Origin of the sequence: Accumulibacter sp., assembly GCF_031732815.1 — a bacterium.
Taxonomy (GTDB): Bacteria; Pseudomonadota; Gammaproteobacteria; order Burkholderiales; family Rhodocyclaceae; genus Accumulibacter.
Window position 1 is genome coordinate 1 of the sequence record NZ_JAVMKF010000161.1, and the last position, 25,553, is coordinate 25,553.

General features: G+C 63.7%; 18 protein-coding genes and 1 pseudogene. 15 read left to right on the top strand and 4 right to left on the bottom strand.

Annotation, left to right across the window (positions count from 1 at the left end):
* Positions 1–770, bottom strand: a 770-nt coding sequence (locus RKP46_RS10840; protein WP_311106655.1) for an LEPR-XLL domain-containing protein, incomplete at its 3' end; no start/stop codon positions are given.
* A 1,043-nt stretch (positions 771–1,813) separates the two neighbouring features.
* On the opposite strand from RKP46_RS10840, the gene RKP46_RS10845 reads away from it, so the two are divergent.
* Together RKP46_RS10845 and RKP46_RS10850 are read left to right on the top strand one after the other, a co-directional pair.
* Positions 1,814–2,476 (top strand): response regulator transcription factor, encoded by a 663-nt coding sequence (locus tag RKP46_RS10845; protein ID WP_311098637.1) that lies wholly within the window; start codon positions 1,814–1,816, stop codon positions 2,474–2,476.
* A pseudogene (locus tag RKP46_RS10850) lies at positions 2,476–3,828 on the top strand (ATP-binding protein); the annotation flags it as partial. The gene RKP46_RS10845 and the pseudogene RKP46_RS10850, both read left to right, overlap by 1 nt.
* A gap of 99 nt (positions 3,829–3,927) precedes the next feature.
* Here RKP46_RS10850 and RKP46_RS10855 read toward each other — a convergent pair.
* Positions 3,928–5,052 carry a beta-ketoacyl-ACP synthase III gene (locus RKP46_RS10855; RefSeq protein ID WP_311106656.1) on the bottom strand — a complete coding sequence of 375 codons (1,125 nt, stop codon included), beginning with the start codon at positions 5,050–5,052 and terminating at the stop codon, positions 3,928–3,930.
* A 19-nt stretch (positions 5,053–5,071) separates the two neighbouring features.
* The gene (gene ubiB / locus RKP46_RS10860) at positions 5,072–6,613 is read right to left on the bottom strand and encodes a ubiquinone biosynthesis regulatory protein kinase UbiB (RefSeq protein ID WP_311106657.1); all 1,542 of its coding nucleotides are present in this window, start codon (positions 6,611–6,613) and stop codon (positions 5,072–5,074) included.
* Between the two features lie 136 nt (positions 6,614–6,749).
* On the opposite strand from ubiB, the gene argS reads away from it, so the two are divergent.
* The 11 genes from argS (at position 6,750) to RKP46_RS10915 (ending at position 20,753) form a co-directional block, all read left to right on the top strand.
* The gene (gene argS, locus RKP46_RS10865) at positions 6,750–8,522 is read left to right on the top strand and encodes an arginine--tRNA ligase (protein ID WP_311106658.1); all 1,773 of its coding nucleotides are present in this window, start codon (positions 6,750–6,752) and stop codon (positions 8,520–8,522) included.
* A gap of 33 nt (positions 8,523–8,555) precedes the next feature.
* Positions 8,556–9,359, top strand: a complete 804-nt coding sequence (locus RKP46_RS10870) for an SPOR domain-containing protein (protein ID WP_311106659.1) — start codon at positions 8,556–8,558, stop codon at positions 9,357–9,359.
* A 20-nt stretch (positions 9,360–9,379) separates the two neighbouring features.
* On the top strand, positions 9,380–10,057 hold the full coding sequence (locus RKP46_RS10875; protein WP_311106660.1) for a thiol:disulfide interchange protein DsbA/DsbL: 678 nt from the start codon (positions 9,380–9,382) through the stop codon (positions 10,055–10,057).
* 329 nt (positions 10,058–10,386) lie between these two features.
* Positions 10,387–13,263 carry a caspase family protein gene (locus RKP46_RS10880; RefSeq protein WP_311106661.1) on the top strand — a complete coding sequence of 959 codons (2,877 nt, stop codon included), beginning with the start codon at positions 10,387–10,389 and terminating at the stop codon, positions 13,261–13,263.
* A gap of 150 nt (positions 13,264–13,413) precedes the next feature.
* A complete protein-coding gene (locus tag RKP46_RS10885; protein ID WP_311106662.1) occupies positions 13,414–14,433 on the top strand; it encodes a class 1 fructose-bisphosphatase in 1,020 nt (339 codons plus the stop codon).
* A gap of 187 nt (positions 14,434–14,620) precedes the next feature.
* The gene (gene hemA / locus RKP46_RS10890) at positions 14,621–15,883 is read left to right on the top strand and encodes a glutamyl-tRNA reductase (protein ID WP_311106663.1); all 1,263 of its coding nucleotides are present in this window, start codon (positions 14,621–14,623) and stop codon (positions 15,881–15,883) included.
* A 69-nt stretch (positions 15,884–15,952) separates the two neighbouring features.
* Positions 15,953–17,044 carry a peptide chain release factor 1 gene (prfA, locus tag RKP46_RS10895; RefSeq protein ID WP_311106664.1) on the top strand — a complete coding sequence of 364 codons (1,092 nt, stop codon included), beginning with the start codon at positions 15,953–15,955 and terminating at the stop codon, positions 17,042–17,044.
* A gap of 104 nt (positions 17,045–17,148) precedes the next feature.
* Positions 17,149–17,949 (top strand): peptide chain release factor N(5)-glutamine methyltransferase, encoded by an 801-nt coding sequence (prmC, locus tag RKP46_RS10900; RefSeq protein WP_311106665.1) that lies wholly within the window; start codon positions 17,149–17,151, stop codon positions 17,947–17,949.
* 74 nt (positions 17,950–18,023) lie between these two features.
* A complete protein-coding gene (gene grxD / locus RKP46_RS10905) occupies positions 18,024–18,347 on the top strand; it encodes a Grx4 family monothiol glutaredoxin (RefSeq protein ID WP_311106666.1) in 324 nt (107 codons plus the stop codon).
* Positions 18,348–18,448: 101 nt separating this feature from the next.
* On the top strand, positions 18,449–19,732 hold the full coding sequence (locus RKP46_RS10910) for an aminotransferase class I/II-fold pyridoxal phosphate-dependent enzyme (protein ID WP_311106667.1): 1,284 nt from the start codon (positions 18,449–18,451) through the stop codon (positions 19,730–19,732).
* 31 nt (positions 19,733–19,763) lie between these two features.
* Entirely contained in the window at positions 19,764–20,753 is a 990-nt protein-coding gene (locus RKP46_RS10915) for a diguanylate cyclase (RefSeq protein ID WP_311106668.1), read from the top strand.
* Between the two features lie 76 nt (positions 20,754–20,829).
* Here the strand turns inward: RKP46_RS10915 and zapE are convergent, their stop codons facing one another.
* Positions 20,830–21,942: a cell division protein ZapE gene (zapE, locus tag RKP46_RS10920; RefSeq protein ID WP_311106671.1), complete on the bottom strand. Its 1,113-nt coding sequence runs from the start codon at positions 21,940–21,942 to the stop codon at positions 20,830–20,832.
* Positions 21,943–22,284: 342 nt separating this feature from the next.
* Here zapE and RKP46_RS10925 point away from each other — a divergent pair, with 342 nt between their 5' ends.
* Both RKP46_RS10925 and RKP46_RS10930 read left to right on the top strand, forming a co-directional pair.
* Complete coding sequence (locus RKP46_RS10925) at positions 22,285–23,472, top strand: ABC transporter substrate-binding protein (RefSeq protein ID WP_311106669.1); 1,188 nt, start codon at positions 22,285–22,287, stop codon at positions 23,470–23,472.
* Between the two features lie 71 nt (positions 23,473–23,543).
* Positions 23,544–25,448, top strand: a complete 1,905-nt coding sequence (locus RKP46_RS10930) for an ATP-binding protein (RefSeq protein ID WP_311106670.1) — start codon at positions 23,544–23,546, stop codon at positions 25,446–25,448.
* Positions 25,449–25,553 lie beyond the last annotated feature (105 nt).

Here is a 25,553-nt window from a genome sequence, read left to right on the forward strand (position 1 = left end):
GGCGCGCCAACACTCCCTTCTATCAGCAAGGTGTATGTGCCACTGGCGGCGAGACCACGGAGGTCAACGTCCTGGCTGTCCGAGTTCATCGCCGTAGGGCCGAAGACTTGCTGGCCAGCCGGGTCAAGCAAGCGCCAGGTGAGGTCTCCACGGAAACGGCCCTTCACATCGAGAAAGAAGTGGTCACCTGCAGTGGCATCGAACTTGTAGGCGTCGGTTTCGTTGGCCGGGCTGATCCAGCCGGTTACCCCGGCGCCATAGGTAATCCCATCGGCCCTCTGCAAATCCAGCAGGCGGAATCCGTACGGCCCGGTTGCCCCCATGCTGCCATTTACCGCAATCGTATAATCGCCCGGAGCCAAGGCGATGGCCGGGCTGCTGCTCAGACCGCTGGCGTCACTCGCGGCGAGACTGCGCTCATTCACCAGCCTGCCGTTGGCACCCTCCAGGCTCCAGTTGATGCTGGCGTTGTTGGTCAATGAGTCGAAGACGACCTTGGTCTCCGACGAGAGCGTGAAGTTGTAGTGATCTGCCTCGCCCGGCGTGCTGATCGCGGCGTTGACGGCGAGAAGCGGTTCGGCCGCCAGCAGTATGCGGGGTTCCATTGCCTCGAAGTGAATCGCCGGGGGTGTAGCGGGAGGTTTTTTCGTCACCGAGCGTGGCACCAAATCCAAGGTACTGAAAGCGCGCAGCAATGCGGACACCATGGGCGCGAGCCCGAAAGCTTTCTGACGGTTGGTGCGGTCGTTCATACCGGTGGACTTGCGCATGTCAAAAACCCCTTCTGAAAATTATCCGGCAGCCTTTCTGCCGAGTGAAATCGATCAATGTTCCTGTTTGGCCGCGATCCTAACATCAACTCGATGGGTATTCATGCGCAATAGTGACTATTTCCCGGCCCACCCAAAGGTTCCCGGAAAATGCGCCTTGAATTTGACGCCAGCGGGTATCTCAAGCCTTGGATTCGGCATTTCCATGAAAACCACGAACAGCCGCTGGCGGCATCGATCAGCCGGTCTACCGATCTGACTTTGGCGCTACAGCGCGCATTGGCAGGCACTTCCGGCTGCACATCCACCGTCGTACCGCGAGCAATCTGGCTGAAGGCTTCTCCTGGCAAGGCCACATGAACCCGCAACGCATCCAATTGCGCCAGCTGATGGCTTCCAGGTTCAGCGATAATCGCTGCGCGCCGATCTCTGCCCGCTGTCTCGCCCACCAGCGGCAAGCCCAGGGTAATGGGTTAATCGGAAATATACGCCGGATATATCGACGAAACTGAAGCGTGCGGGCTTGCCCTTGCGGCACGGGCTGCCCTCGACCGAGTCTCTGTCGTCGTCTTCCTTGGACTCCTCCGGCCAATCCGTTCTTCAGCGGGAGGCGCTTTGCGGCGTTTTGTCCGCGCCGATGGTGCCGGCATCATCGCCCATGGCGACGTCGATCAGCCGATACCGCCGCTCCTCGCCGCGGACAATGCGACTCACGACAGAGTCAACACGCTCAAGCGGCAAGTCGGCAGACCAACGGCCATCTCAATGGCCAATCATCGACCCGCCAGGCCAGACCGGCACGCCGCCCTGGCGCATCGTGCGGCGTTCTTCGCCGCAGCGCTCGCTGGTCGCTTGGCACGGGTCATACCTTCCCCTCCTCCCGCGACGGAAGGCCTGCCGAATGTCGCTGCACTACGGTCAGTGTTGACCTCAGGCGCGTTTCCGGCCACCATCCGGACGGATCAGATCGCGCTGCGCGGCGCCAAATCATGCCCGCGCGGCTGAGCAGACTGGCTGACATTACTTCGTACGGGACACGACTGGTGCGCATTCTGCTGGTGGAAGACGATGCTGCCCTGGGCGATGGAATACGCGCCGGCCTCAGACTTGCCGATTACGCGGTCGACTGGGTGCGTGACGGCGAGGCGGCGCGCTCGGCGCTGCTTGACCACAGTTACCACGCCTGCGTGCTCGACCTGGGCTTGCCCAAGCGCAGTGGGCTCGCGGTCGTCGAGGAACTGCGCCAGCGCGGCAACCATGTACCGGTCCTCATCCTGACCGCGCGTGACAGTACGGCCGACAAGATCGCCGGGCTCGACGCCGGCGCCGACGATTACCTGACCAAGCCTTTCGATCTGCCCGAGTTGCAGGCGCGCCTGCGCGCGCTGCTCCGTCGTGCGGCCGGTGCGTCGACGCCAACGCTGGAGCACAACGGTGTCGTTCTCGAACCGGCGAGCAAGCGGGTCACCCGCAACGGCGAGGCGGTTGCCGTGTCGGCACGCGAGTACGCGCTGCTGCACGATCTGTTGAGTCATCGCAACCACATCCGCACGCGCAGCCAGCTCGAGGAAAGCCTTTACGCCTGGGGCGAAGAAACCGGCAGCAATACCATCGAGGTCTACATCCATCATCTGCGCAAGAAGTTTGGCGCCGATTTCATTCGCACGATACGCGGTCTGGGCTACCGCCTGGGCGGCCCCGACTGATGCCGCACCTGCTGCCCGGCGCCGGCATTCCCTCATTGCGCTGGCGCCTGCTGCGCACGGTGTTGATCGCTGCGCTGCTTGGCCTGGCGCTGAGCGGCGGGCTCAGCTACCGTCTGGCGCAGCACGAAGCCGAGGAATTGATGGACGGCCACCTGGCGCAGTCGGCGCGGCTGCTCCTCGCCCTGGTGCGCGACAACGGCGGAGAACTGCATGAGCTGGCGATGCGCCTGGCGACGATCGAGCGCGAGCGCAGCAACATCTATGAACCCCAGCTCGAATTCCAGGTGGGCAGTGCCGACGGTTCGCTGCTTCTGCGCTCGGAGCATGCGCCACGCATGCCGATGACGGGCCGGCTCGGCTATGCGGTGATTGAACACGATGGTCGGCCGTGGCGCATGCTGACGCTTGCCTCGAAGCAAGGCGATTATCGCGTTCAGGTCGGCCAATCGATCGAGTTGCGCGACCGGGCGGCGCTCGAAGTCGCCGGCCAGACGGTCCTGCCGATCGCGCTCCTCTCGCCGCTCCTGCTTCTCCTGCTCTATGGCTCGGTTCGCCGTGGTCTGAAGCCGCTCGACGACCTGGCGGCCGATGTTGCCTCACGATCGCCGGAGAAGCTCGAGCCGCTGGCCAGCCGCAGCGTTCCCCTCGAGGCGCAACCGCTGGTTTCGGCGCTCAACCTGCTGCTTTTCCGACTGAGCCACGCACTCGACAACGAACGCCGGTTTACCGCTGACGCGGCGCACGAACTGCGTACGCCGCTGGCAGTCGTCAAGATCCAGGCGCAGGTCGCCCAGCGCACCGGCGATCCGGCCGATCGACAGCACGCACTCGACCAGGTCGTCGCCGGCGCCGACCGGGCGGCCCGCGTCCTCGATCAGTTGCTCCGCCTGGCGCGCCTCGACCCGCTGGCCCGGCTACCCAGGGCTGACCCCGTCGATCTCGCCGAACTCGTGCGCACCTTCGTCAGCGAGCCGGGTGACGTGAACGAGGCCGACCAGCTCGAGGGGGAAACCGAAGCGTTTCCGCTGATCGTGCGCGCTGACCGCGAGTTGCTGCACATCGTTCTGCGCAATCTGGTGGACAACGCGCTGCGTTACAGCCCGCCGGGCACGCCGATCACGATCTTCGCCCGGCGCGACGACGGCAGCCTGTCACTCGGCGTCGCCGACCGCGGTCCGGGCGTTCCGGCCGACGAACTGCCACGGCTGGCCGAACGCTTCTATCGTGGCCGCGACGTCAGCGCGGAAGGCAGCGGTCTCGGGCTGGCTATCGTGCAACGAATTGCCGAACTGCACGGCGCCCGCCTGGAAGTCGAGAATCTGGCCACCGGCGGCTTCCTCGCCCGCCTGCGTTGGCCGCTGCGAACGCCAACCGGGGCGAACGGCGCGAGTCCAGAGGCAGCGCGCGAACGCCACCATCCGCCCGCTGATCAAGGCTGGAGCGCCAGGGAATCAGCACTTTCTGAGCGCCAGACTACCGATCGAGTAACCCGCGCCAAACGAGCAGAGCAGACCGAGATCGCCGCTGGCAAGGTCCGTGTTGTGCCGATGGAAAGCGATGATCGAACCGGCTGAAGCGGTGTTGGCGAACTCGTCGAGAATCACCGGCGCTTCGTCGGCAGTCGCTTCGCGTCCGAGAAGCCGGCGACCGATCAACTGGTTCATCGCCAGATTTGCCTGGTGCAGCCAGAAGCGGCGTACCTGCAGCGGCGTGAACCCCAGGCTGGCCAGGTGCTGCGTCATGTGCTCGGCGGCCATCGGGCAGACCTCCTTGAAGACGCGGCGTCCTTCCTGAACGAACAACTGGTCGCGATCGTCCGGATCGCGGTCTTCGCAACGCGAGAGAAACCCCGCATTGTTGCGGATGTTGTTGGAAAAGCTCGTCGCCAGCTTGCTCCCGAGAACCTCCCAGGCGTGCGCCGAACGCGCCGCATCCAGGCGTTCGACAACGATCGCCGTACAAACGTCGCCGAAGATGAAGTGGCAGTCGCGGTCCTTCCAGGCGAGGTGCGCCGAGCAGATTTCCGGATTGACGACGAGCACCGTGCGTGCCGTCCCGCAGCGCACGGCATTGACCGCGATGTCCAGTGCAAAGGTCGCCGACGAGCAGGCGACATTCATATCAAAGGCATAGCCGCGCTCGACGGCCAGCGCCTGCTGAATCTCGACGGCCATCGCCGGATAGGCACGCTGCATGTTCGACGCGGCACAGATCACCGCATCGACCTCGGCGCCTGTCCTGCCGGCAGCGGCCAGCGCCTCTCCGCCAGCCGCCACGGCCATCTCGGCCTGCAGTGAGAGCTCTTCATTGCGCCGCGCGGCAAAGCGCGGGCGCATCCTTTGCGGATCGAGCACGCCGGCTTTGTCCATGACGTAGCGCCGGGTGATTCCCGAAGCCTTTTCGATGAAATCGACACTCGACTCGGCGCACGCCGCCACCTCCCCGGCGACGATGCGTGCCGCGTTCTCCGCGTTGAACCCGCGCGCGTACTGGTTGTAGGCCGCGACCAGTTCTTCGTTGCTGATCACGTACGGGGCAGTGTAGACGCCTGTGGCGGTCAGTGCGGCGCGTTGCATGCGGATTCTCCTGGGGTCGTCAAAAGTGAAGGTAGTGGCCAGCGAGGAGCACCGCCAGGAGCAAGGCGATGATCCCAAGCAGGCGCTGCTGGCGACGCTGAGCGCGCAACAGTTCGTCAAGGACAGGCGTCAGGTCGGGTTCATTGCTCTGCCGGGTGAGCGCCTGGTGCACCAGGCGCGGCAGTTGGGGCAGCGTGCGCGCCCAATACGGGGCTTCCTGCTGGACGCCGCGGTGAAAGGCTCGCCGGCCAACCTGCTCGCTCATCCAGCGTTCGAGGAAAGGCTTCGCGGTTTTCCACAGATCGAGGTTGGGATCGAGTTGCCGGCCCAGGCCTTCGATGTTGAGCAAGGTCTTCTGCAGCATGACGAGCTGCGGCTGAATCTCGACGTTGAAGCGGCGCGAGGTCTGAAAAAGCCGCAGGAGGACTCGACCGAAAGAGATCTCGTGCAGCGGTCGGTCGAAAATCGGTTCGCAAACGGCGCGGATGGCCGCCTCGAACTCGTCGGCGCGCGTCTCGGGCGGTGCCCAGCCGGCTTCGATGTGGGCCGTCGCGACGCGCTTGTAGTCGCGCTGAAAGAAGGCGAGAAAGTTCTGCGCCAGGTAGTTCTTGTCGGCGTCGGTCAGCGTGCCGACGATGCCGAAGTCGAGCGCAATGTAGCTGCCGTGGTGCGCCGGGTCGACGGCAACGAAGATGTTTCCCGGATGCATGTCGGCGTGAAAAAAGCCGTCCCGGAAGACCTGAGTGAAGAAGATCTCGACGCCGGCACGCGACAGTGCGGCCAGATCGACCCCGGCGGCGACGAGCGCCGCCGTCTGGCTGATCGGAATTCCGCGCATCCGCTCCATGACCATGACGGTCGTCGTGCATTGGTCCCAGTACACTTCCGGCACCTGGAGCAGGCGCGAGCCACTGAAATTGCGCCGCAACTGCGAGCAGTTGGCCGCTTCGCGCATCAGGTCGAGTTCGTCGTACAGGTACTTGGCAAACTCTGCGACGACCTCGCGCGGCTTCAGACGGCGGCCATCCGACCAGGCTTTTTCGAGCACGACGGCCAAGGTCTCGAGCAAGGCCAGATCGTTGGCGATTACTGCGTGCATGGCCGGCCGGAGAATCTTGACCGCAACTTCGTGCCCGCCGTCCTCGGGCCGCAAGCGGGCGAAGTGCACCTGGGCGATCGACGCACTGGCTACCGGCGTCGCGTCGAATTCGGCGAAAACCTCGCTCGCCGGTCGACCGTAAGCATTCTCGATCTGCGCCAGGGCGAGTTCGGACGAGAAAGGCGGCACGCGATCCTGCAGCTTGGCCAGTTCGTCGGCGATGTCCGGTCGCAGCAGGTCGCGTCGGGTCGACAAGACCTGACCGAACTTGACGAAGATCGGTCCGAGCGATTCCAGTGCCTGGCGCAGGCGAACCGCGGGTGGCGCGTCGAAACGCCGCCAGAAGTGCAGCGCGCGCGAACAGGCCGCCAGCCGGCCGCTGGGTTCCTGTTCGAGAATCATCTCGTCAAGGCCATAGCGGCTCGCGATACTGAGGATTCTGGCGAGGCGTAGGAGTCGCACGCGCGGCGGCCTGTTCTGGTCGGAAATACAACGAGTTTACACAGAAACTGGGGCGATCGCTCCGGCATTCGCCCGGTGGCTGGCGGCGCGTCGTATAATCAGCGGCTTGACTGAATCCTTCGGCACACCCACAGCGATGAGTCACGACCTCAAATCCCACCTGGCCGACCTGCTTCGCCACGCACTGCGTAGCGTCGCGCCGGCCGAGGCCAACGCGGATATCCACCTCGAACGACCCAAGCTGGCCGCGCACGGCGATTTCGCCTGCAATCTGGCCCTCCAGCTGGCCCGCTCGATGAAGCGCAACCCCCGCCAGATCGCGCAGTTGCTGCTCTCCGAGCTGCCTTTTTCGCCGTTCGTCGAAAGCGCCGAAGTTGCCGGCGCAGGTTTTCTCAACTTCCGGCTGTCGGCGGCAGCCAAGCTCGAGGTGGTTCACACGATCCTTGAAGACGAGGCCGCCTTCGGTCGGTCGACGGCCGGCGGCAAGCGCAAGGTCCTGGTCGAGTTTGTCTCGGCCAATCCCACTGGACCGCTGCATGTCGGCCACGGGCGCGGTGCAGCCTACGGTGACAGCCTGTGCCGGCTGCTCGCGCACGCCGGCTGGGAGGTGACGAGTGAATACTATGTCAACGACGCCGGACGCCAGATGGACATCCTCGCATTGTCGACCTGGCTGCGCTATCTCGAACTCGTCGACGCCGCCGGCGAGCGCTGCCCGTTCCCGCCGAACGCTTACCGGGGCGACTACGTGCGCGCGATGGCCAGTCAGATGCTGGCCGCGCACGGTAATCGCTACGTGCGCCCGGCCGCCAGTCTGGCCGGCGCAACGCCTGGCCTGCCGGCGCCCGAGCGCAGCGACGCGGCGGCCGTCCAACAGAGAGAAGCCCACCTCGACGCGCTGATCGGCCAGGCCAGGCAGTTGCTCGGCGAGGATTGGCAGTACGTGCATGACTTCGTGCTCAATGAGCAACTGGCGGATTGTCGGAACGATCTCGAAGAATCCGGCGTGCTGTTCGACGTCTGGTTTTCCGAGCAATCGCTGTTTGCTACCGGGCTGGTTGCTCGCTGCATCGAACGACTCGACAAGGCCGGCCATCTCTACGAGCAGGACGGGGCGCGCTGGTTCAGGTCGACGCACTTCGGCGACGAGAAGGACCGCGTCGTGCAGCGCGACAACGGGCTCTACACCTACTTTGCCTCCGATATCGCCTACCATCTGAACAAGTACGAGCGCGGCTTCGAGCGCTTGATCAATGTCTGGGGTGCTGACCACCACGGCTACATTCCGCGCGTCAAAGGCGCGATTCAGGCACTCGGACTCGACCCGCAGGCGCTCGAGGTGGCACTCGTTCAGTTCGCCGTCCTCTATCGTTCGGGCTGGAAGGCGCAGATGTCGACGCGCTCGGGCGATTTCGTCACGCTGCGCACGCTGCGTGACGAGGTCGGCAACGACGCCTGCCGCTTCTTCTACGTTCTGCGCAAGTCGGACCAGCATCTCGACTTCGACCTTGATCTGGCGAAGAGCCAATCGAACGAAAATCCGGTGTTCTACGTCCAGTACGCACACGCCCGCATCTGCTCCTTGCTCGCCCAGTGGGGCGGCGACCCGCAGGTGCTTCTGGCCAGCGACCTGAGCCGTCTCGACAGTCCGCATGAACTGACCCTGGCGACTCGTCTGGGCGCCTTCCCGGAGCGCATCGAAAGTGCGGCCGAGGAGTTGTCCCCACACCTTATTGCCTTCTATCTCAAAGACTTGGCATCAGAATTTCACAGCTACTATAATGCCGAGCGGATGCTGGTCGATGACCCGGCGCTGCGCGAAGCGCGCCTTGCGCTTGCCGCGGCCGTGCGTCAGGTGATTCGCAACGGATTGGCGATTCTCGGTGTCAGTTGCCCGGAATCGATGTAACGCGCAGAACAGAGGATCTCGATGAGTCGTGACATGAAACCCCGCAAGGCTGCGCCGGCAAGGAAATCTGCTGGTGGGACGCTGCTTGGCCTGTTCATCGGACTGGTCATCGGCGTCGTCGCCGTCGCCGCTGTCGTCTGGTACATCAACAAGGTGCCGCTGCCGTTTACGACGACCGGACAGCCGCCGGCCAAAGTCGCCCCGACGACCACCGCCAAGGCGCCCGCCGCTGCGCCGGAGACCCAGACACCAAGCGCTCCAGCCCCGATCGCCCTGCCCGGCAAACCGGGCGACCCAGTGGGCAGCGACAAGCCTCGGCTGGATTTCTACAAGATCCTTCCCGGCAAGGCGGAAGCGATTCCCGATCCGGCGCCCGCCGAGCACAAACCTCTTGAAGCCAAGCCCGCCGAAGCAAAGCCGCCAGCGAGCAAGCCTGAGGCGACGACGCCGAGCGCACCGGCAAGCAGCAGCCCGGCGGTCGACAGCAAACCGGTCGAGAGCAAACCCGTGCCTGCCAAGCCGAGCGAAAGCAAGCCTGCCGAGACGAAGCACACGGAGAGCAGCAAGAGCCGCGAGAAGGCAGACAAGGAAGCGACCGCGCTGAAGGAGCCGATCTACCTGCAGGCCGGCGCATTTCAGAGCGCCAGCGAGGCGGACAACCAGAAAGCGCGACTGGCGTTGATTGGTGCTGAAGCGCGCATTCAGCAGGTCATGTTGCAGGACAAGGTCTGGTATCGCGTCCGCCTCGGGCCTTTCCACAAGATGGACGACGTCAATCACCTGCGCGGCGATCTGGCGCGGCAGGGCATCGACGCCAATGTCGTCAAGAAGGATTGACTATCTCGATGAGGAAAACCATGTTTACACGTCTTTCCCGCTGGCTTCTGACGCTTGCCGTCGTCGTCCTGGCGATGCTTCGACCCGCCGGCGCGGAGCTTGTCGTCGGGCGCGACTACGTCCCCGTCGTTCCGCCGCAAGCAACCGACAACCCCGGCAAGCTGGAAGTGATCGAGTTCTTCTCGTACGGCTGCCCGCATTGTGCCGAGTTCCACCCGACGGTCAGCAAGTGGGCTGCGGCACTGCCGAATGACGTGGTTTTCCGGCGCGTGCCGGTGTCCTTCAATCGACCGCCGTGGGCAAGCCTGGCCCGGCTATTCTACGCGCTGGAAGCGACGGGTGATCTCGCACGTCTGGACAGCGCCGTTTTCCAGGCCCTGCATCAGACCAGCACCCGCCTCTACGACGACAAGAGCGTCATTGCGTGGGCAGGCGCACAAGGCGTCGACAGCAAGAAGTTCACCGATGCCTACAACTCGTTCGGCGTCATCAGCAAGGCCAAACGCGGCGACCAGATGGCCGAGGCGTATCGTATCCCGGGCGTACCGGCAATGGCTGTCGATGGTCGCTACCTGGTCACCGGCAAGGATGTCAAGGGACACGCCGACGTTATTGCACTGACCGAGCAGGTGATCGACAAGGCGCGCCGCGAACGTGCCGCCGAGAAAGCACGCGGCGGCAGCGGCAAGAAGCAGTAGACCGTCGTCAGCCCGGGAGCGGCCCCCGGGGCGGCGCGCCGCCGATGACGGCGCGCCACCGGCCAAGAACACCAGTGTCCTCCATGCCGCCGCACTCGGCCGGCGCCAGTCCCGGCTGTTCACTCGCGCGAACCGCGCATCGGCCAAGTCGGCCGCCGGGAGAATTTTCGCACGGAACATTGTAAGGCAGCGGTCAATAATCATTGCCGCTCGTCAAGCGCGCCGGATACGCTTGCGGCCCGCGCCCAGGTGACCAGCGGAAAGTTTCTGCTGCACCCCCTCTGAAGACCGCCCAGTCGGGCGCGCCGGGCGGCTAAGGAGTTCCCCCTATGCCATTCCGACACGTGATTCGCGCCCTGCACGGCGCGTTCATCGTGGCCGGCTGTCTTCTCGCCGCCGGCTCGGTGGCTGCTGGAGAACCGGACAACAAGCCCATCCTTCGCCTTGAAGCGGGCATGCACAGCGCGGCAATCCAGAGTGTGGCAACCGATGCACAGGGGCGCTGGACCGTCACCGCGGCCGAAGACAAGACCGCGCGCGTCTGGGAGGTGGCTAGCGGCAAGCTGCTCAGCGTCTTGCGCCCGCCGCAGGATGTTGGTAACGAGGGAAAGCTCTACGCCGCTGCGTTGACCCCCGACGGCAAGACGGTGGCGCTTGCCGGCTGGACAGGCTGGGATTGGGAGGGTAAGGCCAGCATCTATCTCTTCGACCGGGCAAGCGGCCAACTGCGCGGGCGGATCTCCGGCCTGCCGAGTGTCGTTCGCTTCCTGGCCTACTCGCCGGACGGACGCTGGCTGGCGACCGGGTTGGGTGGAACGTATGGCCTGCGCGTCTTCGAGGTGACGAGCGGCAAGCTGATTGACTCGGATGCAAACTACGGCGAACAAACCAGCAGCCTTGCTTTCAGCCGGGACGGGAAGCGGCTGCTCACCAGCAGCGACGACCGCAAGCTCCGCCTCTACCGGATTGAGAGCGCTGGCCGCCTGCAGCTCATGCGCAGCGTCGAGGCCAACGGCGGCCAGCGGCCGTTCGCCGCGCAGTTTTCACCTGACGGGACGCGCATCGCCGTAGGCTTTTCGGACACCCGCACGGTGCAGGTAATCGATGGCACCAAGCTGACCGACGTCGCCCGCGCCAACACTATGGGAATCGACACAGGGACGCTGAGCAGCCTGACCTGGAGTGAGGATGGACGCCGTCTATATGCCGCCGGGCGGTGGGGCCTGGAGAACCGCAGCATGCTCCGGCGATGGCCGGCCGGCGACTGGCAGAGCCCGCATGATCTGCCGCTCGAGGGCGAATTGCTGACCGCGCTGCTGCCGTTACCCAAGGGCGATCTCTTCTATGCCGCCGCCGGTCCGGCATGGGGCGTGCTCACGGCAAGCGGCACACTGCGCGTGCAGCATGCCACACCGATCGCTGACCTGCGCAACGCGTCCGACCAGATCCTGATCGCCCCCGACGGCAAGCGCGTGCGCTTCAACTATCGGTTGAATGGCAAGGAAGCGCGCACCTTCGATCTCGCCAGTCGCAGTCTGACTGAGGATGCTGCACGACTGATCACCGCCCGTACCACATCGCCCGAGTTGCTGATTTACAACTGGAGAAACCAGAGCACTCCGAAACTCGACCGGCGCGCGCTCGAACTGGCACCGTCGGAAACTGCCCGCTGCCTGGCCATCGCCGAGGGAAGCGCCGCTTTTGTCCTGGGCACCGACCGCAAGCTGCGCCTCTTTGGACGCGATGGCAGCCAAATCTGGGAGCGCTCGAGTGCAGGCGGCGTCTGGGCGGTCAATATCAGTGCTGACGCCCGCTATGTGGTCGCCGCCTACGGCGATGGGACAATCCGCTGGCACCGTCTGCGCGATGGCAACGAGACGCTGGCATTCTATCCGCACAGTGACCGCAAGCGCTGGATCGTGTGGACGCCTGAGGGTTTCTTTGCCAGCTCCGGCACCGATGCCGACGGACTGATCGGCTACCATATCAATCGCGGGCGCGACCAAACCAGCGACTTCGTCAGCGCCGCCCAGTTGCGCGAGCGCTTCTACCGGCCCGCCCTGCTCTCGCGCCGCCTCGACATCGACGGTGATACGCTCCTCGCTGAGGCCGTCGGCAGATTCGGAGACGCGCGCCAACTCCTTGCGCGTGGCGACGGACGCGTACCGACGCTCGAGCTGCTCTCGCCGAGCGACGTCTACAGCAACAAGCCGTTCGAGGTCCGCTTCAAGCTGGTCGACGGCGGCAGCCCGATCGAGCGCGTGATCTATCGTATCGACGGAGTCGAGATTGAAATGCAGCCCGCGAGCGGCGGCAGTACGGGCGTCCTGACACGCACACTCGACTTGCTGCCCGGCAGGCACCAAGTGCTGATCAGCGCGGTCAACCGCCTCGGTCTGGAGTCGCTGCCGCTACGCGTCAACGCAGATGTTCTCGCCGGCTCGCTGGTCGAACCGACGCTGCATGTCCTTGCCATCGGTATCGCCAACTACCGTGACGCGACGCTCGCCAGTACCGTGCGTTTTCCCGCCGACGATGCGCAGGCGATCGCCCGGCGCTTGCGCGAACAGGGCGCAGCGCATTATCGCCAGGTGAACGTACAAACGCTGCTCAACGAACGGGCCACACGCGATGGAATTCGCGCGGCACTCGCTGAGATGGCCGGCAAGGTCCAGCCGCAGGACGTTTTTGTTGTCTATCTGGCTGGACATGGTCGAATCTTCGACGGCGACTATCACTTCATCCCTTACGATGCACAAGGTTCGGCAGAAGGCCTGCGCAAACGCAGCGTCAGTCACGACGACCTGCGCCGTCTGCTGGCTCGGATTCGCTCGCTGAAGAGCATTGCCCTGCTCGACACCTGCAGCGCCGGTCTGTTTGGATCACGCCGTGGTGGCCGCATCGGTGAGGAAAAGGATGCGCTCGAGCGTCTGGGTCGCCTGACCGGGCGCTCGATTCTTGCCGCCACGGCCGACGACCGGATGGCGCTGGAGGGCGAAGGGCGACATGGCGCATTTGCCTACACCCTGCTCGAAGGCCTCGCCGGAAAGCCTGACCGCCACGGCAACCGGCTGGTCGACGTACGCGGCCTGGCAGCGCACGTACAGGAGCACTTCGCGCAGCTTGCGCGTAAGAACTGGGGCTACGATCAACGCGCATTCACCAGCCTTGCCAGCCACAGCTTCGCGCTGTTTCCCGCACGCTAGCACTTGCCGGACATCGGCAGCCAACGCCAGTGGCACGACAAATGACGTCAACCATGTGCATAAAAAGGTTATAATACCCCTTGTCTGCTCCGAGACAAGCAATCGGCCGCGGACAACAGAAGGTCTTTCACACAACCCAGGGGTAATATCATGTCGATCGGCACAACCATCACTGAATACATCATTGAAGAACAGAGGCAGATCAAGGGCGTTTCGGGCGACTTCACCGCCCTGATCAACGACATTGTGATTGCTTGCAAGGCCATCTCAAGCGCTGTCCGCTACGGCAGCCTGGTCGGCGTTCTCGGCACGGCCGACACCGAGAACATTCAGGGGGAAACCCAGAAGAAGCTGGATGTCATTGCCAACAACCTGTTCATCAAACGTAACGAATGGGCCGGACACGTCGCTGCGCTCGCCTCCGAAGAGATGAACGACGTCTACCACTTGCCGCCGCAGTATCCGCGCGGCAAGTACCTGTTGATCTTCGACCCGCTGGACGGTTCGTCGAACACCGACGTATGTGGCGCGGTCGGGACCATCTTCTCGATCATGCGGCGGCCGGATGGGGCATGCGGCGAACCCACCACAGACGACTTCCTGCAGCCTGGAAGCAGCCAGGTCTGCGCCGGCTACGCGCTCTACGGACCTTCGTCGATGATCGTCCTGACCACCGGCCACGGGGTGAACGGCTTCACTCTGGACCAGCGCATCGGTGAGTACATTCTGACCCATCCGGATATGCAGATACCCGAGGAGACCCGTGAGTTCTCGATCAACGCGGCCTATCAGCGCTTCTGGGATCCACCCGTGCGGCGCTATGTCGACGAGTGCCTGGCCGGCAAGGAAGGCCCGCGAGGCAAGGACTTCAACATGCGCTGGGCGGGCGCGATGATCGCTGACGTGCATCGCCTGCTTTGTCGCGGTGGCGTCTTTCTCTACCCGCTTGACCGCAAATTGCGCGACAAGAAGCAGGAAGGGAAGCTGCGCCTGATGTACGAAGGCAATCCGATGAGTTTCATCGTCGAACAGGCTGGCGGCATGGCGAGCACCGGAACGCAACGGATTATGGAACTGCAGCCGACCGGCCTGCACCAACGCTGCCCGGTGATCATGGGTTCGCGCAGCGAGGTTGAACGCATCGTCGCTTACCACCGCGACATGCAGTAGGTCATGGCAGCCCGCCACGGCGCGGGCTGCCCGTCGCGCGCCTCAGGCAGTTGCAGCCGACCGATCGCGCCCAGCGTCGGTCGGCGCGTGAGCGATCATTCGCTGGTCGGGCCAGCACGGGCGTCTGACCAGCGATGCTATAATCGAACGTTATCCTGCCACTGGCGTTGCCGACCAAACCTTGAGCATGGCGCTGTTTACCCTGGGTATCAACCACCATACGGCACCTCTCTCGGTCCGCGAGCAGGTGGCTTTCCAGGCTGAACGGGTACGCCACGCACTGCACGATCTGACTCGCTGCAGACCGGTGGAAGAAGCAGCGATTCTGTCAACCTGCAACCGGACGGAGGTCTATCTCGCCACCGACGCGCCCGACTCGGCCGCACACTGGTTGGCCGAGTACCATTGCCTGCCGCACCACGAACTGGCGCCGTACCTGTATACCCATCCCGAACGCGACGCCGTTCGGCACGTCTTTCGGGTCGCCTGCGGACTCGACTCGATGGTCCTCGGCGAACCCCAGATTCTTGGCCAGATGAAGGAAGCGGCGCGCTTTGCTGAAGAAGCGGGAACGCTGGGAACCACGCTGCACAAGCTCTTTCAACACTCGTTTGCGGTCGCCAAGGAGGTTCGCTCGACGACCGCAATCGGTGCCAATGTCGTCTCGATGGCGGCTGCCGCGGTACGCATGGCGGAGCGCATCTTCGATCGTCTGGCTGACCAACGTATCCTCTTCATTGGTGCTGGCGAGATGATCGATCTGTGCGCACGACATTTCGCGGCGCAGCATCCCAAGCAGATCGTCGTCGCCAATCGGACGACCGAACGCGGGCTCGCCCTGGCGCAACGTTTCGGCGGCACGGCGATCCGTCTGGAGGAGCTGGCCGACCGCCTCGCCCACTTCGACATCGTCGTCTCGTGTACCGCCAGCCCTTTGCCGATTCTCGGCCTGGGGATGGTCGAACGTGCCATCCGGGCACGTCGCCATCGGCCGATGTTCATGGTCGATCTGGCTGTTCCGCGCGATATCGAGATCGAGGTCGGCGAAATGGACGATGTCTTCCTCTATGCGATCGACGACCTGGCACTGGTCGTCGAGTCTGGCCTCGAATCACGTCAGGCAGCCGTGGTCAGTGCCGAAGCCATCATTACTGAGCGGGTGGATGTCTTTCTGCGCTGGCTGGCAACGCGCGGCAGCGTCCCCCTGATCCGGGCGCTGCGCGACACCTGCGAGCGTGCCCGCCGGCACGAGCTCGAGCATGCGATGAAGCTCGTCGCGCGCGGTGAGCCGCCGCTGCGCGTACTCGAACAGCTCTCGCACCGTCTGACCAACAAATTCCTGCACGCGCCGACGCAGGCGCTGAGCCAGGCGGCGGATGGCCAGGACGAACTGCAGGCGCTGGTTTCGCGCCTTTTCCATCTGCACGGCGAAACGGGCAAACACGATTGAGCGCGACGCGCACTGCGCGCTGCGCCCCGGAATCGCCTCCCAACCGGCTGAACAACTGACGACAGGCCCATGAATCAGAGCATTCGCGACAAACTCGATCACCTGACCGGCCGTCTGGCTGAACTCGACCGGACGCTGGCGAGCGTGGAAGCCACGCGCGACATCGACGAGTATCGGCGGCTGTCGCGCGAACATGCCGAGCTCAGCCCGGTCGTCGCCCTCTATCAGACGTGGCGCCAGACGGAAAGCGACCTTGCTGCAGCGCTCGACCTGCTCGCCGACCCGGAAATGCGCGAACTGGCCGAAGCAGAAGCAGTCCTGGCGCGCGAGCGTCTGCCGCAAATTGCCGGTGAGCTGCAACGCCTGCTGCTGCCGAAGGACAGCAAGGACGAGCGCAACGTGTTTCTCGAGATCCGTGCCGGAACCGGGGGCGACGAATCGGCGCTCTTTGCCGGCAACCTCTTCCGCATGTATGCACGCTACGCTGAACGCCGACGCTGGCAGGTCGAGGTGATCTCCACCAGCCCGTCCGAGGTTGGCGGCTACAAGGAGGTCATTGCGCGGATCAGCGGCAGTGACGTTTATGCCAGGCTGAAGTTCGAATCCGGCGCTCACCGCGTGCAGCGCGTACCGGACACCGAAGCACAGGGACGCATCCACACCTCCGCCTGCACCGTCGCAGTAATGCCGGAAGCCGACGCGCTCGAGGAGGTCCAGATTAACCCGAACGAAATTCGCATCGATACCTACCGCGCCTCAGGCGCTGGCGGTCAGCACATCAACAAGACCGATTCGGCAGTCAGGATCACCCACCTGCCGAGCGGCATCGTCGTCGAGTGCCAGGACGACCGCTCGCAACACAAGAACAAGGCGCAGGCGATGTCAGTCCTCGTCGCACGCCTGCGCGACCAGCAGGAGCGCGAGCAGCAGACCAGCATTGCGACCGCACGGCGCAACCTGATCGGCAGCGGCGACCGCTCGGAGAGGATCCGCACGTACAACTTCCCGCAGGGACGAGTGACCGATCACCGGATCAACCTGACGCTCTACAAGATCGAGGCGATCATGGACGGCGATCTGGACGAACTGATCACCGCGCTCACCGCCGAGCATCAGACCGACCAGCTCGCCCTGCTGGCCGAGGGCGAATCGACCAGTTGACCGACGCAAGACTCACCGCACCACCAGCGGCGCACGCGCCAACCCCGGACCCCGCGGTTGGCCGGGGTTGCCGTCGGCGGCTCAGCATCGGCGACGCCTGGCGAGTGGCCAGCTCGCAGGTCGACCGGCTCGATGCCCGGCTGCTCGTCGAGCATGTCGGCGGCTGCACGCATGCCGAATTGATGGCCCACCCGGAGAAGCCGCTATCGGGCCAGCAACTTTCCAGGCTCGCCGCATTGCTCAAGCGCCGCGCCGCTGGCGAACCACTCGCCTACCTGCTTGGCACCGCTGACTTCTACGGTCTGCGTTTTCGAGTCAGCCCGGCCGTGCTCGTTCCAAGACCGGAAACCGAACTCCTGGTCGAGCTCGCTCTCGCCCGTTTGCGTCACCGGGAGCACGCGTTGGTGCTCGATCTGGGGACCGGATCAGGCGTTCTTGCGGTAAGCCTGGCGCGCCTGGCGCCGACGGCAAGAGTAACCGCCGTCGACGTTTCTCCCGCTGCGCTCGCGGTCGCCAGCGACAACGCCGAACGACACGCGGCCGACGTCGAGTTTCTGCTCGGCGATTGGTTTTCCCCGCTGGGCCAACGGCGGTTCGACCTGATCGTCGCCAATCCGCCTTACGTCGCGCAGGGCGATCCGCATCTGCTGGGCGACGGATTGCCTTTCGAACCGGCGATTGCCCTGAGCGATGGCGTCGCCAACGGCGATGGGCTGGCCTGCCTGCGCCAAATCGTCGGCGGTGCTCGCGCGCATCTGCAGCCTGGCGGCTGGCTGCTGGTCGAACACGGACACACGCAAGCGGCAAGCGTGCGCAGCCTGCTTCGGCAAGCCGGCTTCTCGGCCGTCGCCTCGTGGCCCGACCTCGCGCGAATCGAGCGGGTCAGCGGCGGCGGCTTGCCTTGACGCTCCGTCAAAGCCGGCGGTAGACTAGTTTCATCCGGTATTCTTTCAACTTTTTCGCGCAGCGAGGTCGTCTCATGGATGTACAGCAGCAGATCAAGGAACAGGTCAACAGCAACCCGGTAGTGCTCTATATGAAAGGCACGCCAGATTTTCCACAATGCGGCTTCTCGGCGGTCACCGTGCAGATCCTGAAAGCCTGCGGCGTCACCGATTACCTGAGCATCAACGTGCTCGATCACCCGGAAATCCGTAGCGGCATAAAGGAATACGCCAATTGGCCGACGATTCCGCAGCTCTACGTGCGCGGTGAGTTCATCGGTGGCTGCGACATCATGCGCGAGATGTACGCTGACGGTGAACTGCAAAAACTGCTCGCCGGCATCGCCAACACCGCCTGACCGGGGAAGCGCAGGAAGACTGCACCGGCGGCAAAGGCGGCGCGCGGCGATCTGACGCGCCGTTTCTCGCACCAGATTACGACTACCCGGGAAAGACCAACATGAAACTCGAAACCCTCGCTGTACACGCCGGCTATGCGCCGGAACCGACGACCAAGGCGGTCGCCGTGCCGATCTATCAGACGGTTTCCTACGCCTTCGACAACACGCAGCACGGCGCCGACCTGTTTGACCTGAAGGTAGTCGGCAACATCTACACGCGGATCATGAACCCAACCCAGGATGTCCTGGAAAAGCGTGTTGCCGCACTTGAAGGCGGCCTCGGCGGACTGGCGCTGGCCTCGGGGCAGGCAGCCATCACGTATGCGATTCTGACGATTGCCGAAGCGGGCGACAATATCGTCTCGGCCTCGACGCTCTACGGCGGAACCTACAATCTCTTTGCCCACACGCTGCCGCAATACGGCATCGGCGTGCGCTTTGCCAACCATGCCGACCCGGCGAGCTTCGAAGCCCTGATCGACGAGCGCACCAAGGCCGTGTATTGCGAGTCGATCGGCAACCCATTGGGCAATATCACCGATTTCGAGCAGCTCGCCGAGATTGCCCATCGGCACGGCGTTCCGCTGATCGTCGACAACACGGTCCCGACACCTTGCCTGTGCCGCCCGTTCGAGCATGGTGCCGACATCGTCGTGCATTCGATGACCAAATACATGGGCGGACACGGCAACTCACTAGGTGGAATGATCGTCGATAGCGGGCGCTTTCCCTGGGCCGAACACAAGACGAGGTTCAAGCGGCTGAACGAGCCGGACGTCTCCTACCACGGCGTGGTCTATGCCGAGGCGCTCGGGCCGGCAGCGTACATCGGGCGAGCGCGCGTCGTACCTCTGCGCAACATGGGCGCCGCGATCGCGCCAATCAATGCTTTCCTGATCCTGCAAGGTCTGGAAACACTGCCCTTGCGCATGGAACGTATTTGTGCGAACACCGAGCGCGTTGCTGCCTACCTGGCAGACCACCCCAAGGTTGCCTGGGTCAGCTACGCCGGACTGCGCGAGCACGCCGACCACGCCCTGGTACACAAGTACATGGGTGGCAAGGCTTCCGGCATCCTGACCTTCGGCGTGAAAACAGCGGACGGCAACGGCGCACAAGCTGGCGCGCGTTTCCAGGACGCTTTGCAGTTGTTCACCCGACTGGTCAACATTGGCGACAGCAAGTCGCTCGCCTGCCATCCGGCGTCGACGACGCACCGCCAGCTATCGCCGGACGAACTGATCAAGGCCGGCGTTTCGGCCGAGATGATCCGCCTGTCGATCGGCATCGAGCACATCGACGACCTGCTCGCCGACCTCGAGCAGGCGCTGGCTGCCGCCTGATGGCCCTCCGCTTACACGCGCCGCGCGCCCCTTGCCAAAAAGCTTGGCGAGCTTGCGCTTGGCGCTGCCGCGCAGCAGCCTCCAGCACCGCTTTGCCGCGTGTCCGCTGATGGCCGATCGTCAAGACCTTCTGCCGCTGGTTGAGCTGCACGCCGACGAGGTCGAGATCGGGCACTACGGAGCGCTGCTTGACACGCTGAACGTCGGTCTGCTGGAATTTGCTGTCGATGGATCGCTGCTCCAAAGCAATACCCGGGCGCGTGCGCTGCTCGGCGGGCGACCGGCGCCCTGGCTGGACGAGAATGGCCAGCCCCTGTCGCCTGACGAGCATCTGGAAATGCAGGTCGTGCACACTGGCCAACCGGTGCGACAAAGAGCTATTGGCCTTCGCAACGAGCACGCGGGCACGATAGACTGGTACAAAGCCAGCGCCTATCCTGTTTTTGGTGACAGCGGGACGGTCCGACGCATCCTGCTGATTCTCGCCGATCTGAGCCGGCCGAGCGATCTCGCGCGCGAAGGAGGTCGGTTGCCAACACACGACCCGCTCACCGGTCTGTTCAATCAACGCTACATCTCTACCTTGCTCGACGACGAATGTCGCCGAGCGCAGCGCTACGGCCGGCCCTTCGTCCTGGCGCTACTGGCGATCGACAACTACACCGGAATTTGCCAGACCGATGGGCAGCAAGCCGGAGAGAACGCGCTAGCCGGAGTCGGCCGGCTGCTCGCCAGGAGTCTGCGCGAGTTCGACATGGTCGGGCGCTTTGCTACTGACGAGTTTCTGCTGATTTTGCCCAACGCGCGCGTGAACGAGGCGACCAGTGTCCTTGAGCGTTTGCGCGAATCGATCGAGACCAGCCGACTGCGTAGCGACGACAAAGCACTGACGATCAGCGGTGGCCTCACCGAGTATTCCAACGAAGACACGCCCGCTTTGATCGATAGCGTCCGCTCGCTGCTCGCCGCAGCCCGCGCTGCCGACGGGAACCGTATCTGCGTCAATCTCGATCTCTTTTGATCCGACCGCTGCAGCCGCCGTTGGAGCCCGCCCCGACGCACCTGCCTACCCTGCGCTCGCAGCGACGCCGCTGGGTTCACGACAAATGCGGCAAGCCGAGGTATTCCCGCGAGCGCATTTCGGTCAGGCGACTGGCCGTGCGCAGGAACTCGCCAGCGTGCGTACCCTGCGCATACAGACCGTCCGGAGCGCATTCTGCAGTCGCGATCAGCTTCACCTTGTGGTCGTAAAAAATGTCGACCAGCCAAGTGAAACGCCGTGCCTCGGAAGCCATGCTCGCCGACATGCGCGGAATCGCCGAGAGCAGAACGCTGTGATAGGCGCGTGCCAACTCCAAGTAATCGTTCTGCGACCTGGGTCCGCCGCACAACGCCTTGAAGTCGAACCAGATGACGCCGTTGCCGCGACGCTGGGTAGGGATTTCTCGACCGAGCACTTCCAGCGTACCGCCGACTTGCCCTTCGCCGCCGGCAATCGCCGCAAAGTACTCGGCCATTTTTTTTTCCGCCGCGTGATCGGCCGGGTAATGGAAGATCTCCACCTGCTCGAGCGCTCGCAAACGATAATCGACACCGGCGTCGATCTCCAGCACGTCCAGCCGCGCCTTGAGCAAGGCAATCGTCGGCAGGAAGCTCTCGCGCTGCAAACCATTCGGATAGAGCCGCTCGGGCGGATAGTTCGAAGTCATGACGAAGACCACGCCGCGCTCGAACAAGGCCTCGAGCAAGCGACCCAGAATCATCGCATCGGCAATGTCCGACACATGAAACTCGTCGAAGCACAACAGGCGGACCTCTGTCGCTATCCTATCGGCAACCCGTAGAAGCGGGTCACTTGTCCCCTTCAACTCGTTCAGCTGGCGGTGAACGCCGTGCATGAACGCGTGGAAGTGGATCCGTCGCTTGCGCCGATAGGGCACCGCTTCATAAAAGCAATCCATCAGAAAGCTCTTGCCGCGGCCCACCCCACCCCAGAAATAGACACCGCGCGGCACCTCAGGCGGGACGAAGAAACGCCGCAGCCGGCTACGGCGCCCAACCTTGAAGGAAAGCAGCGAGCAATAGAGGCGTTGCAGACGCTCGGCCGCAGCCCGCTGCGCCGCATCGGCCGTATAGTGGCGTGCCATCAGGAGGCGTTCATAAGCCTCGATCATCCCATGTTCGGGAACCTTGAGTACTCGATGAGGCATCAGCTTCTCGACTTCGTAACTTCGTTCCCGGCAAACCACGCGCGCCGATTGAACGACAATTTGCAGCGGCGGCCAATGCTGCACACACAAAGCCATCTCGCCCACCGCTACGCCTGCGGATTTCATTGTAAACCATCCACCGACCGAGCGTCAGGCTCCCGCAGACAACAGGCGCATTCACCCGGCATGGACGCGGCGACGGGCCTCAGTAGGATGACTCGCCAGGATTGACCAACGTTGACCGGAACGCCTATACTCCGTCGGCAAGCGACTGCTTTATTGTTGCTAACCGGGAGAGCTTGGATGTCTGTGTCAATCGTCGGCCAATTTTGGCGGAACGCGATGCTGATTCTTGGGATGGTGCTTTGCCTGATCCTCGGGACGAGTCCCGCCAATGCTGCGCCGAGTTCCGGGCCAGCCGTTCTGATCGGCCTGGATGCTGAATTCTCCTGGCCTGGCAGCACCTCGGCGCAAGCGATCGAAAAGGGAATCCTGATCGCTGTCGACGAAATCAACCAGCGCGGCGGAGTCCTCGGCGGACGCCCGTTGCAGTTGATCAAGAAGGACAACGGCACGGTGCCGGCGCGCAGCATACGCAATCTCAAAGAACTCGCCGAGACACCGGAACTCGTCGCAGCGTTCTGCGGCCGCTTCAGCCCCACCGTCATCGAAGCGATGGAAACCGTCCATGCGCTGAAGCTGATTCTGCTCGACCCCTGGGCCGCCGCCGACATCATTACCGACAACACCTATTTGCCAAGTTACGCCTTCCGGCTTTCCCTGCGCGACAGTTATGCCATGCCAACCCTCCTGCGCTACGGGCGAAGCCGGGGAATCCGCACCTTCGGCATGATGGCGCTCAACACCACCTGGGGCCGCAGCAATCTGCAAGCCGCCGAAAGCTTTTTGACGAAGTTCCCGGACACCAAGCTGGCGGGCACTCGCTGGTTCAACTGGCAGGATGAGAGTCTGCTCGACAAGTATCTTGACCTGAAGCGCCTCGGCGCTCAGGCAATTCTCCTGGTCGCGAACGATCGCGAAGCGAGTATCCTGCTCAAGGAGATGGCGGCTTTGCCGAAAGCGGAGCGCATCCCGGTGCTCTCTCACTGGGGTGTTTCCGGTGGGCAGATGAGTGCGACTGCCGGCGCCGCACTGCAGGAGGTCGACTTCGTAATGGTCCAGACGTACAGTTTCATTGGTGACCAGCGACCACGCGCCCGGCAAGTCGTCGCTGCGGCCAATCGTCTGTTCGGCATCCCCAACGCTCGCGCGATCGAATCGCCGGTTGGCCTCGCGCACGCCTACGACCTCACCCACCTCTTGGCGCGCGCGATCGAGCGCGCCGGCAGTACGGACCGCGCCGCGGTTCGCCAAGCGCTCGAACAGCTCGGCGACTACGACGGCCTGATCAAACGCTATCGCCGACCGTTCAGCAATAGGCGGCACGACGCGCTGAGCGAATCCGATGTGATCATTACCCGCTACGCCCCCGATGGCGCCATTGTCCCAATCACCGGTGCGCTCCAATAACTAGCCGAACGATGGCTGGTGGCTTTTTCGCAAGCCTAACTCGCCGATCCGGCCAGAGCCTGGCCTTCCGCATGGCACTGGTCATGGGCGGCGTCGCGACGACAACCGCCGCCTTTCTCGCCAGCTTGTCGTTCGTCGTCGCGCAGCGCCTGATGGGCGAGAACGAGCGCATCGCGATGAACTTCCAGGCTGAGGTGGTGGCACGTCAGCTCGAGTTTGAGAGCCGCGCGCTCGACCGAATGCTCAAGGCCATGGCGAGTAATGCCTTTATCAGCAACGCGCTCGTCGATTCTCTGGGCCGCGACCAATACCTGATTCCCTACCTGCGCGACCAGGAAATTCCCGGCGCCTGGCGTGGCCAACTCTGGCTGGTCGACTTCGAAGGCAAACCCATTGCGGCCAACGCTCCTGGCCTGAGTTTTGATCATCAGGCTTCGCCCGCCTTGCACGCCGTCCTCTCCGGCAGCCGGTTCGAGATCGAGCTCTCCGGCGACACTAGCCTGCTCATCGCGGTCCCGGTGGTCTTTCCGCCGACCGGAAGCATCGAGGGTGCGGTGGTCGCAATCGCCGACTACCGACTGCTGATCGAAGGGGCTGCAACGCTCGTCGCGCACGGCACCTGCCTTTCCGTCAAGATTAGCGCACGCGAGATCGCACTACCCTCACCCGGATGCGCAAACACACTGCCTGGGTCGTCGTCTGTTGTCAGCAGGCCACTAGCCTTGCCCAACGGCTTTCAGCGGCTTGATGCCCACCTGCGCGTACATGACAGCTCGGAAGGTGCTCCCTCCGCCGCCCGCAACCTTACGTTAGGCTACCTTCTGGTCGTTGGAACCGTCATCGTTCTGGTTCTGTTTGTCAGCCACCGAATGTCGGGGCACATCGTCGGCCCGCTCGCACGCCTGAAGGATACTGCCAACAGCATCCTCAGTTCTGATCGCCTCGACTTCCGGGCGCCGGTCAGCAGCGCTGACGAGATTGGTGAGCTGGCAAGCACCTTCAATCAGATGGTCGAGCGCCTGCAGCTCGCACAGACAAGGCTTCTCGACGACATTGAACAGCGCAAGCTCGTTGAATCCGAGTTGCAGGACTACCGCAAGCATCTGGAGGAGATGGTCGCCGAACGCACCGAGGAAGTGCAACAAGTCAACGGCGAGCTTCGGCAAGCGATGACTCACCTCATCCAGGCCGAGAAGCTGGCTGCGCTCGGAAATCTTGTTGCGGGCGTAGCGCACGAGTTGAGCACCCCCCTCGGCAATACGCGCATCGTCGCCGGCCTCCTTGGCGACCAACTGCGCGACTTCGCCGCCACTGTAGATGCCGGCAATCTCCGCCGCTCTCAGGTCGAAGCCTTTCTCAGCAGCACGCGCGAAGCCACCACACTTCTTGAACGCAACAGCGCCCGCGCAGCCGAAATGATCGGGCATTTCAAGCAGGTCGCGGTCGATCAGAGCAGCGCCCGGAGGAGAAGGTTCGACCTGCGGGAAACCACGCACGAGATTCTTGCCGCCTTACGGCCGATGCTGAAACGCCTTCCCCACCGGCTCGAACCAGACATACCCGCAGCCTTGTGTTTCGACAGCTACCCGGGACCGCTCGAACAGGTGCTCAGCAACCTCGTACACAACTCCCTGACGCACGCCTTTGCCGGCATCGACGAGGGCGAAATTCGCATCGTCGCGCGCGCCGTCGACCCCATGCAGGTCGTCCTGACCTACAGCGATAATGGCGTAGGCATCCCGCCGGCTCATCTCCAACGGATCTTCGAGCCCTTCTTCACCACGAAAATGGGACAGGGGGGAAGCGGGCTGGGGCTTTACATCGTCTACAATCTTGTCACCGGCATTCTCGGGGGAACAATTTCCGTCGATAGTGCGCCAAATGTCCCCGGCACACGCTTCACGCTGCATTTGCCCCTTACCGCACCCGAGTTCCTGCACGTACCAAGCGAAAACGCCGGGGCGTCAGGCGGCTAGACCACACCCGATCAGCAAACTTTCCTTTGACCTGCCGGTGCGCCTCGAGCCGGCGAGGGGGCTGTTGGCGAGCTGTTGTTTTGACAGTTTTTGCCAACAGCGAAC

Coding starts and splice junctions, on each gene's coding strand:
- RKP46_RS10855 (WP_311106656.1), bottom strand. CDS start 5,052: ATGCAACGCGCCGCACTGACCGCCACAGGCGTCTACACTGCCCCGTAC.
- argS (WP_311106658.1), top strand. CDS start 6,750: ATGAGTCACGACCTCAAATCCCACCTGGCCGACCTGCTTCGCCACGCA.
- RKP46_RS10870 (WP_311106659.1), top strand. CDS start 8,556: ATGAAACCCCGCAAGGCTGCGCCGGCAAGGAAATCTGCTGGTGGGACG.
- RKP46_RS10875 (WP_311106660.1), top strand. CDS start 9,380: ATGTTTACACGTCTTTCCCGCTGGCTTCTGACGCTTGCCGTCGTCGTC.
- RKP46_RS10880 (WP_311106661.1), top strand. CDS start 10,387: ATGCCATTCCGACACGTGATTCGCGCCCTGCACGGCGCGTTCATCGTG.
- RKP46_RS10885 (WP_311106662.1), top strand. CDS start 13,414: ATGTCGATCGGCACAACCATCACTGAATACATCATTGAAGAACAGAGG.
- hemA (WP_311106663.1), top strand. CDS start 14,621: ATGGCGCTGTTTACCCTGGGTATCAACCACCATACGGCACCTCTCTCG.
- prfA (WP_311106664.1), top strand. CDS start 15,953: ATGAATCAGAGCATTCGCGACAAACTCGATCACCTGACCGGCCGTCTG.
- grxD (WP_311106666.1), top strand. CDS start 18,024: ATGGATGTACAGCAGCAGATCAAGGAACAGGTCAACAGCAACCCGGTA.
- RKP46_RS10910 (WP_311106667.1), top strand. CDS start 18,449: ATGAAACTCGAAACCCTCGCTGTACACGCCGGCTATGCGCCGGAACCG.
- zapE (WP_311106671.1), bottom strand. CDS start 21,942: ATGCCTCATCGAGTACTCAAGGTTCCCGAACATGGGATGATCGAGGCT.
- RKP46_RS10925 (WP_311106669.1), top strand. CDS start 22,285: ATGCTGATTCTTGGGATGGTGCTTTGCCTGATCCTCGGGACGAGTCCC.
- RKP46_RS10930 (WP_311106670.1), top strand. CDS start 23,544: ATGGCACTGGTCATGGGCGGCGTCGCGACGACAACCGCCGCCTTTCTC.